We start from the raw sequence: 8,697 nt of genomic DNA, 5'->3' as shown, positions 1-8,697 counted from the left end.
GAAATAAAGCAATAAAAATACATTCGAAGCTTTATAATACTTTATTTTATTTTATAAAGGATTATATCATCCTAAATTAAAAATTAATGTATATCGTGTGTAACTATATCTTTACACTGAAAAATTAAATGCAGTTGTAGAAATACCGTTCAAAAGATGTGAGTGTAAAGCAAGTAAGAACAGAACGAGAGGAATGTACGCCTTATTGTGGCAGATAAGAAATGAAGGGATTAATACCAAAAAAAGTAGAAAACGAGGGAAAATATATCCTTAACCGATGACCAATGGAAACTGATTATATGAATTGGTTTATGTGAACACCTCTGTATAGATAAACTTTCTCTTAGAGGAACTGCAGGACAGAAACCTCTTCTACAAAAAGGAATGAAAAAAACAAAAGCCCGCAAAAGAAATATACACAAAATATATAGAGTGGAAAGATTCGAGGCAAAAGATGCATGATGAAATAATAAGGTATGAAAACACGGGCATATATTTCGGCAGCAAAAAAGTGCTTTCTGGTTTTTCTCTATGCATTCTGAAAGGTAAAAAGATCCTGTTAAAAGGTAAATCGGGAACTGGAAAATCCACTCTACTTAAAATAATTCTTGGATTTGAAAAACCTTCTGAAGGCTCAGTCTATTACAGAGGCGTGCCCTTAAGCCCTCGGGTGGCCTGGCAGGTTCGAAAAGATGTGGCCTATGTTTCTCAGGATATGGATCTCGGCGAGGGACCTGTAAGGGACCTGCTTGATGAAGTCCGTTCTTATCACTCCAACAGGGAGAAAATCGACCCTGAAAAGCTGCATATTTTTATGAGGGAACTCGAACTGGAAAAAGACATACTTGAGAAAAACTTTGAAAACCTTTCCGGAGGAGAAAAACAAAGGATCGGAATTCTGATTGCCCTGCTGCTTGAAAGAGAGATTTTCCTGCTTGACGAGGCAACCTCAGCTCTCGATTCCGAGCTTAAAAAAAAGGTTGTTGACCATTTCCTTAAACACAGCCACTGGACACTTTTTGTAATTTCACATGATACAGAATGGGAAAGGGATGGAGTGGAGATTGTGACTATAGGAAATAATGGATCTGATTGAAAAACTGTCCCTAAGGAACAATTTGTCGGACTGAAAACCATCCCGGGAAGTGTTGTGTCCGTCTGTAAGAAGCTAAATGAGTTAAATCTTAAAAAAGGATGTATAAAGAGCTGAATAAAAAGAACTGCACGAAAATAACAAGAGGAATTTTCAGATGGTAAGCCCCGATATATCGATACCTTCCCTGATACTCTGCTTTCTAATGCTTGTGATTCCTCTGGCAATCAGTTACAGGATAAAGCTCCAGATCTCCCGGACAACTATAGATTCGGTTGTCCGCATGACAGTCCAGCTGGGAATGGTAGGCGTGTTTTTGACCTACGTCTTCGATCTGAACAATGGGGCTTTGAACCTGGCCTGGGTTCTGGGAATGGTTACAATTGCAAGCTACACAACCATACGCAATGTAGAACTCAAAATGGATAAACTGCTTCTACCGGTGATACTTTCCTTTACGGCAGCAAATTTAAGCGTGCTGCTGTACTTCAACGAATTCGTGCTTGACCTTGGAAACCTTCTGGAAGCCCGCTACCTGATCCCCATAGGGGGCATGATTCTTGGGAACTCACTCAGGGGCAACATTGTGGGTATGGGAGATTTTTATGAGGATATCCGCAGAAACGAAAACAGGTACCTTTACAGCCTCTCTCTCGGGGCAAGCAGGTATGAAGCCCTCATACCCTATATTCGAAAATGCCTTCGCTCCGCACTCAGGCCTACCCTTGCTAATATCGCAACTGCAGGGGTTGTCTTCCTTCCCGGAATGATGACAGGGCAGATCCTCGGAGGTGCAAGCCCTATCCTTGCAATCAAGTATCAGATTTCAATCATGGTTGCTCTTTATGTGTCCACAGCCATGAGCACTACCTTTAGCATCCTTAGCACTATCCATACCGCTTTTGACGAGTATGGGCTGGTAAATAAAGAAATATACAGGGAAAAAGGTACGAGAAAAGGAAAAGGAAAAAAGAAGAACAGGGCACATTGGGCTTGACCTTCAGGTTATACATATCCTGTGATGTCCTGCCCTACCGGAGTGCTTTTTCTTACGCATTCCTCACCATACTGGACCATATCCCTGACCGCGTTCTTCAGGATGGAAGGATAGATCTGGCCTACCTGTTCCCATACAGGTTTTCCACGGCAGAAAAACTTGAACGTGGGTGTGCCCTGGACCCCATATCTTTCTGCAGTCCAGGGGTTTGTTGCCACATTTAGCCTGGCAAAAACTGCCGAAGCCCCGTATTCTTTTGCATACTCCGCAAAATACGGTTCCATAGCTTTACAATACGGGCAGGAAGGGCTGTAAAACATTACAATAACAGGTTTTTCAGAACCTTCCACCTGCTGTCCCCAGGTCGCATCCTCAATTTCAAGCACATAATTCTCGTCCAATCAATTACCCCCTTAAAAGAAATTATGAGATAAATGAATTAAATTCAGGAATGAATCCGCTCTTAAGTTTGAAGAAATATGTGGTTTTTTACGCTAACAGTACTTTATGCTTTAATTAAAGCAATATTTATGTCTTCATGGAATTAAAGTTCACGCATCTGTGGATTCAAGGTTATGAAAACCTGCTGTTTGCAGCCTCTCAATTCCGGAAAACAGGATCTGACAAATAAAAACACGAAGGTTAAATAGAGTCTGCTAAAAAAATCTGTGTCATTTTCCGGTCAGTAAAGAATGAAGTTCGCAAGATATTAAAAGAAATGGAGGAAAGATTAAGAAAAAGCTGGTGAACAGAACTGGAGGAACAGTTCTGTCTTTTTTCGGATACAGTAATTCGTCGGGCAGTTACATCCGGCTTTTTACCCATTGGTGAACTACCTGCTAAATCTAAAGATTTAACGGGCTTCCTGCTTCATACCTCGGAGCAACTTCCACAAGTCCACAGGCCCTACCCTCTGTCCCAGAGGTGAAAATCAAATACTATTTTTTGTTCCTGTTATCCTGTGCTTGGTTATCGCGTAGGATTTCAGTACATTATGATAGGTTTGAAGAATATTATGGTAGTTGATAACGAAAAGAATGTTGGGAAAGTTAACGGGATTCATCTCCAAGCTAAAGCATAGGAGCTTTCTCCCTTCTTTCTCGTAAAAACTTCATGGCGGGTTGGAGAACCGAATTTTACCAGTCAGTTTTTCTGTTCAGACTTCCTTTTTTTCATACTCCGGGTTCATAGTCTCATCGAAACATGTGCTGCAGATATATTTGTCATCGAGGCATGTTTCTTTGAAATCTACTCTGGGACCACCCGGTTTTGTGGTTGCTTCCTTAAATACATAGAATTTTTCGTTAAACTCTATTGGCTGTCCGCACCTTGTACATACAAAGGGTGGGTTCTCAACCGAATCAATTGCACATTCAATGCATATCAGATCGGACTTCTCCCCGTGAACATCCCTGAACGTGATTGGTTTCATGTCTAGACTGGTGTCCACAACCAGCACATCTTCCTGCAGTTCCCGACCACAGATATTGCAATACTCTTTCATTGTGTCGCCTCCCTTCATCAGAGGATTCCTCACAAAACCCTGTGCTGAGCCTACAAAAGGTTTTATACTTTCCGTGTTTGCACTCATTTAATTCCCCATTTTTAGCCTATTTATCCATATCATACCAGACCGGTCCATTTTTCAGTATTTCTACTCCGGTTCAGTATCTTTCACACCTTTGATCTGAATTTTCACCCTGCCAGATAATATTTAAGCTGCCGGCATTTCAGCCAGAGAAGTCCTGTCCCAAACTGAGATAAAAGCGATAAGGAAGATCACATATTTATTTTTATTCAAATGTGTTCCCGGAAATACTTTACGCACTCAGGCAATAACAATCCGAGAAAACAATATGCAAAATATGTTTCAAACCGCTTTTCAGCTTATGGCTTAAACTTCCCTATGTAAATATAGGTTTTAAGAGTATATACAGTTATTCATTTTGATCGAAATTCAATGAATAATTACACAAATAATAGTTATGGATAGGTTAACTCTTAGCTAAAGAATCAGGGGTTTCCTGCTGAGGGTTTATGAATAAAATAAACCTGAAGGAAGAGAACAAAAATAAGCCTGAAGGAAGAGAACAAAAATAAGCCTGAGGAAAGAGAACTAAAATAAGCCTGAGGAAAGAGAACAAAAGTACAATATAGGAACAAAAAATACGTTAATGAGGAAAGTTCAGTACGCAGGGGTAGGAGAGGGGAAATTAAACAAAGAATTTTATTGCTCCTTGATCAATACATAATAAGGGTAAAGAATACTATAAAAGGACTCGAAAAAATGCTTAAGCAGAGATTCGTGCTGGATACTACAGCACTAACGGATCTGCAGACCCGGGAGGTTATGGGCTATACATCCCTTTGTGAGGGGATGAAATCAATACTTGACCTTATAGCCGATGCTCGTCTGCAGTTTGGGATCAGTTGTTATGTTCCCTATCCATCAGTGTACAAGGAGATGTACGAATTTGCAAGCCATAACGGCTGTGACAGGGAGGTTATAGCAAAGATAGATACCTGGCTTGTGAAAAAAGCTCCTGACCGCTATAGAGTCGATGTAACCTCACAGATATTCCACGAATACGTATCTTACATGAGGGAACGGATTAACCGGGGAATGGGGGTTGCAGAAGATGCAATATGGGAGGCAGCAACCGAATGCCTTTTCATGGAAAACCCGCAAAACAAGAAAAAAGAGTACAGGGAAGAAGTTGAAAGAGAAGTTATTGGGGGGATAATCGGCAAATTCAGGAATAAATACAGGGCAGCTCTAAGGTATGGCATCCTTGACAGCGCGCCGGATATTGATGTCCTGATCCTTGCCAAAGAACTTGATGCAGCTGTCGTTGCAAGCGACTACGGAATTGAAAAATGGGCCGAGCAGCTTGGAGTTCGCTTCGTGCCTGCAAACACCTTTCCGATGATGATCAAAGAATATCTTAGGCATACTCCGGAAGGTGAAAAAGAAAAGGGGGATGGGGATAAAAAGAAAAAGGGTCATTCAGAGGAAGCAGAATTTATTTAACAGGCTCAATGGGCCCTGAAGGCTGACAGCTTTAAGGATCTGGACTGTCCTGGTCAGTTTTAGTTTTATTAAGGGGAATTTCTTAACTGACCTGCCTTTATTGCCTGCATTCGCCACATATCTTCACTGAATATTCCATCTTCACTGAAGACCTTATCCATCTTCACTGAATATCCCATCTTCACTGAAATACATTTATTGGCAAACTAATCTGTCTTCACTTACATTAACAAGATCAATACAGTATCTGTACGCCCTTAAGGGCAATCCGGGGGGAAAGAGTTTGAGAAATATTGTTATAGAAGAGTTGAAAGCTTCGGAAGTTTACCGCCAGAAGGTAGAGGTCGTTGAAAGAAAAGGGCTTGGGCATCCGGACTATATCTGTGACGCTATCATGGAACAGATTTCCGTAAATCTCAGCCAGAAATATCTTGACACCTTCGGGACCATCCTGCACCACAATATAGACAAGGGCATGCTTGTTGCAGGGCAGGTGGAAGGAAAATTCGGAGGAGGAAGGGTTGTAAGCCCTATGCGGCTGATAATAGGGGATAGGGCAACCTTCGAATACGAGGGAGTTGAGATCGATGTTTCCGGGCTTGCAGTCCGTACAGCAAAAGACTGGTTCTCAGAAAACCTCCGTTTTGTAGACCCTGAAAACCTCATTTACCAGGTGGAACTCAAAAGGGGTTCAGCAGAACTTACGGATATCTTTAGCAGGGGAGGAAAGGTTCTCGGGGCAAATGATACGTCCGCAGCAGTCGGATATGCGCCACTGAGCCCTACAGAAAGGCTGGTACTCGAGACTGAACGCTACCTTAACTCAAAGGGGTTCAAGAAAGAATGTCCGGAGTCCGGAGAAGACATAAAGGTCATGGGCCTCAGGCATAAAGAAGACATCCATCTTACGGTTGCTGCACCTCTTGTGGACAGGTTTGTGGAGTCTGAAGAGGACTATTTCAAACAGAAAATGGAACTGCATGACCGGATCGAAGAGTTTGCTGCCGGATTTGCGGAAAAAGAGCGAGCTGAGTTTGAAGCCTGCATTTGTGCAAAACCCACTGCTTCCCTTAACACTCTGGACATGCCGGGCAGGGGGATGGATGGAATTTACACAACGGTTACCGGCACATCCGCAGAGGACGCCGACTGCGGAGAGGTGGGGCGTGGAAACCGTGTAAATGGAATTATCCCCTTAAACCGTCCTGTCAGCAGTGAAGCTGCGGCAGGGAAAAATCCTGTAAGCCATATAGGAAAGATCTACAATCTCCTTTCCCACAGGATCGCAGCAGAAATTTACAATCAGATTCCCGATGTCTCTGAGGTGTATGTCTGGCTCCTGAGCGAAATCGGAACTCCTATTGACCAGCCTCAGATTGCAACTGCCCAGCTGATCATGAAAAAAGGTGCAGCAGGAGATGTCGAAAAAGAGGCGGCAGAAGTTATAGAAAAAGAACTTGAAAATATCCATGCCTTCTCTATGGAACTTGTAGCAGGAAAGAAACCTATCTGCTAATCTATTTACTGAGACCGCAGTCCTTGCTAAGGCTCTCAGTCCTGAGAATGGCCGATCTGCCAATCGCAGTCCTTGCTAAGGCTCTCAGTCCTGAGAATGGCCGATCTGCCAGTTGCCGATTTGCCAGTTACCAATCTGCCAGTTTCCCGACTCGCGAAATAACCTGAGAAGAAATAACCTGAGAAGAAATAACCTGAGAAGAAATAACCTGAGAAGAAATAACCTGAGAAGAAATAACCTGAGAAGAAATAACCTGAGAAGAAATAACCTGAAAATCGAAATTCAGCAGATTTCTCCCGCGGAGGCAACCGACAAAATCAGGATTGTAATCCTTAGTGACCTGTGTGAACGGTCAGGCAGGCCCAGGCAAACTAAGGACAGACTTTTGTAAATTTATGTAAAGTTTATACCCCGGCAATGAAAGCTATCAGGGCAAAAAACATGGCTATTTTGAACATCTTAGAGGACTTTGTCGGGTTATTCCGCGCAAGGAGCTGATGAATAGCTGCAAGAAATCCCAGGTCTGCCAGAAAGACGATGTAAAGATAACGCAGGCCAAGGATGGACACAGAGTACGGTAGAGGACTTAAAAGTACGGCAAGGAGCCCTATGAGCACTGCAAGATAACCTGCTTTTTTTGCCCCGATTCTAAGAGGCAGGGTATCTGCCCCTTCCATCCTGTCCCCTTCCATATCCTCAATATCCTTTACGATTTCCCGGGCTGTAATGGCAAGAGCGGCAAGCAGGAAAAGCACGGAAAGAACCTTAATTCCTCCAAACCCAAAAATAGAAGCTCCAAACAGAAACACAGAACCAGTAAGGTAGCCTATGCTCAGGTTTCCTAAAAGGGGCGTACCTTTAAGGGTTTTTGCGTACAGGATCAACAGCAGGGAGTTAAAAAGGGCAATTAACCCGCAGACCGAATTTACAGAGAAAGCCAGCAGGGTACCAAGGGCGAACAGAAGGTAAGAAAAGTAAAGGGCTTCTTTTGCCTGCACCCTCCCGGATGGGATGGGCCTTTCCGGACGGTTGATCGAATCTATCCTTATGTCAAAATAGTCATTGATAGCGTTTCCTGCGCCTGAAACCATGAATACTACCAGAAACACGAGACCTGCATCAAGAAAAGGAAATGGTCCCGCAAAATTTGAACTTAAAGTACCGGAAGTCAGGATATTAAAGGCTATCAAAGTTCCTATTACAGCTGCAAAACCTGCCATCAGGCAGTTTCCGTACCTCATAAGCTCCAGGTATGTGCGTATTCCGGCAGACATCAGAAGAAAGCAGCATTATAAAGTATTAAAAGTATCGGATATTTTGTCTCAAATCAAAAAATTTAGTATTGAATCAAAAAAGTACGAATCAAAATAAGGTTCGAGCGTTCAAATGAAAAAACTCTTCCTGTGGAGGGAAAATTTAAGATTTGAACCGGCTGTCAGATTTGGATATTGTGTAAGGACATAATTCTCCTACCAGATTAAAACATTTTAAAATCGGGAAAGATCCGCCCGGTTTATTAAGGGGAAAGTGATTCAAGGATCTCGAAAGAGGGTCGAAACATATCACAAACTGTATCGTTAATTTCTCAAAATTTTGAAATCCATGTCCCGGTATGATCCCCTTAAATCTGAATCATCGTCTACTTCTGTTCTAAGGAGATTCAGGGTTACTTTGTTTGGACAAATATATTGTTTTAAACCAGCAGTTTATTGGAAAAATCTACTCAAAACAAATCTCTAAATTTTGTTTATATGAATAATATAATAAATTGTCAATGACTTACTCTGGTATACCAGAGATTTTTGTTTACTGATGTGTGGGCGGAGGCCTATAAAAATGAAAACTGATTTTTTTAGTTCTTTAATTTATGTATTATTGATAATGCTAATAATTCCTGGCATGATTCCTGGCATGGCATCTTCTGCAGATGATACGGGAACTACAGATCCGGTGCCAACCGATACTCCCGATCCGGTACCAACTGATACCCCCGATCCGGTGCCAACCGATACCCCTGATCCGGTACCAACTGATACTCCCGATCCGGTACCAACCGATAC

General features: G+C 42.3%; 8 protein-coding genes. 5 read left to right on the top strand and 3 right to left on the bottom strand.

What is annotated here, in order from left to right; translation table 11 throughout:
* Nucleotides 1-454 precede the first annotated feature (454 nt).
* Both EO95_RS06355 and EO95_RS06350 read left to right on the top strand, forming a co-directional pair.
* The gene (locus tag EO95_RS06355; protein ID WP_048133308.1) at nucleotides 455-1,096 is read left to right on the top strand and encodes an ATP-binding cassette domain-containing protein; all 642 of its coding nucleotides are present in this window, start codon (nucleotides 455-457) and stop codon (nucleotides 1,094-1,096) included.
* 154 nt (nucleotides 1,097-1,250) lie between these two features.
* Complete coding sequence (locus tag EO95_RS06350; RefSeq protein ID WP_048133306.1) at nucleotides 1,251-2,090, top strand: ABC transporter permease; 840 nt, start codon at nucleotides 1,251-1,253, stop codon at nucleotides 2,088-2,090.
* Nucleotides 2,091-2,098: 8 nt separating this feature from the next.
* Here EO95_RS06350 and EO95_RS06345 read toward each other — a convergent pair whose 3' ends face one another.
* A complete protein-coding gene (locus tag EO95_RS06345; protein WP_048133304.1) occupies nucleotides 2,099-2,491 on the bottom strand; it encodes a co-chaperone YbbN in 393 nt (130 codons plus the stop codon).
* A 755-nt stretch (nucleotides 2,492-3,246) separates the two neighbouring features.
* On the bottom strand, nucleotides 3,247-3,681 hold the full coding sequence (locus tag EO95_RS06340; protein WP_200895011.1) for a hypothetical protein: 435 nt from the start codon (nucleotides 3,679-3,681) through the stop codon (nucleotides 3,247-3,249).
* 696 nt (nucleotides 3,682-4,377) lie between these two features.
* On the opposite strand from EO95_RS06340, the gene EO95_RS06335 reads away from it, so the two are divergent.
* Both EO95_RS06335 and EO95_RS06330 read left to right on the top strand, forming a co-directional pair.
* Nucleotides 4,378-5,121: an RNA ligase partner protein gene (locus EO95_RS06335; protein WP_048133309.1), complete on the top strand. Its 744-nt coding sequence runs from the start codon at nucleotides 4,378-4,380 to the stop codon at nucleotides 5,119-5,121.
* A 283-nt stretch (nucleotides 5,122-5,404) separates the two neighbouring features.
* Nucleotides 5,405-6,637, top strand: a complete 1,233-nt coding sequence (locus EO95_RS06330; protein ID WP_048133302.1) for a methionine adenosyltransferase — start codon at nucleotides 5,405-5,407, stop codon at nucleotides 6,635-6,637.
* Nucleotides 6,638-7,041: 404 nt separating this feature from the next.
* On the opposite strand, the gene EO95_RS06320 is transcribed toward EO95_RS06330, so the two are convergent.
* Nucleotides 7,042-7,911, bottom strand: a complete 870-nt coding sequence (locus tag EO95_RS06320) for a geranylgeranylglycerol-phosphate geranylgeranyltransferase (RefSeq protein WP_048133299.1) — start codon at nucleotides 7,909-7,911, stop codon at nucleotides 7,042-7,044.
* Between the two features lie 562 nt (nucleotides 7,912-8,473).
* On the opposite strand from EO95_RS06320, the gene EO95_RS17505 reads away from it, so the two are divergent.
* On the top strand, nucleotides 8,474-8,697 hold a 224-nt coding region (locus EO95_RS17505; protein ID WP_048133297.1), incomplete at its 3' end, for a hypothetical protein.

Origin of the sequence: Methanosarcina sp. 1.H.T.1A.1, from assembly GCF_000979295.1 — an archaeon.
GTDB lineage: Archaea > Halobacteriota > Methanosarcinia > Methanosarcinales > Methanosarcinaceae > Methanosarcina.
The sequence above is the reverse complement of the archived record's forward strand: the minus strand, read 5'-3'. Positions and strand labels throughout refer to the sequence as shown.

Excerpts from the sequence above, each read along its gene's own strand:
- EO95_RS06355 (WP_048133308.1), top strand. The coding sequence starts at position 455 with ATGCATGATGAAATAATAAGGTATGAAAACACGGGCATATATTTCGGC.
- EO95_RS06350 (WP_048133306.1), top strand. The coding sequence starts at position 1,251 with ATGGTAAGCCCCGATATATCGATACCTTCCCTGATACTCTGCTTTCTA.
- EO95_RS06340 (WP_200895011.1), bottom strand. The coding sequence starts at position 3,681 with ATGAGTGCAAACACGGAAAGTATAAAACCTTTTGTAGGCTCAGCACAG.
- EO95_RS06335 (WP_048133309.1), top strand. The coding sequence starts at position 4,378 with ATGCTTAAGCAGAGATTCGTGCTGGATACTACAGCACTAACGGATCTG.
- EO95_RS06320 (WP_048133299.1), bottom strand. The coding sequence starts at position 7,911 with ATGTCTGCCGGAATACGCACATACCTGGAGCTTATGAGGTACGGAAAC.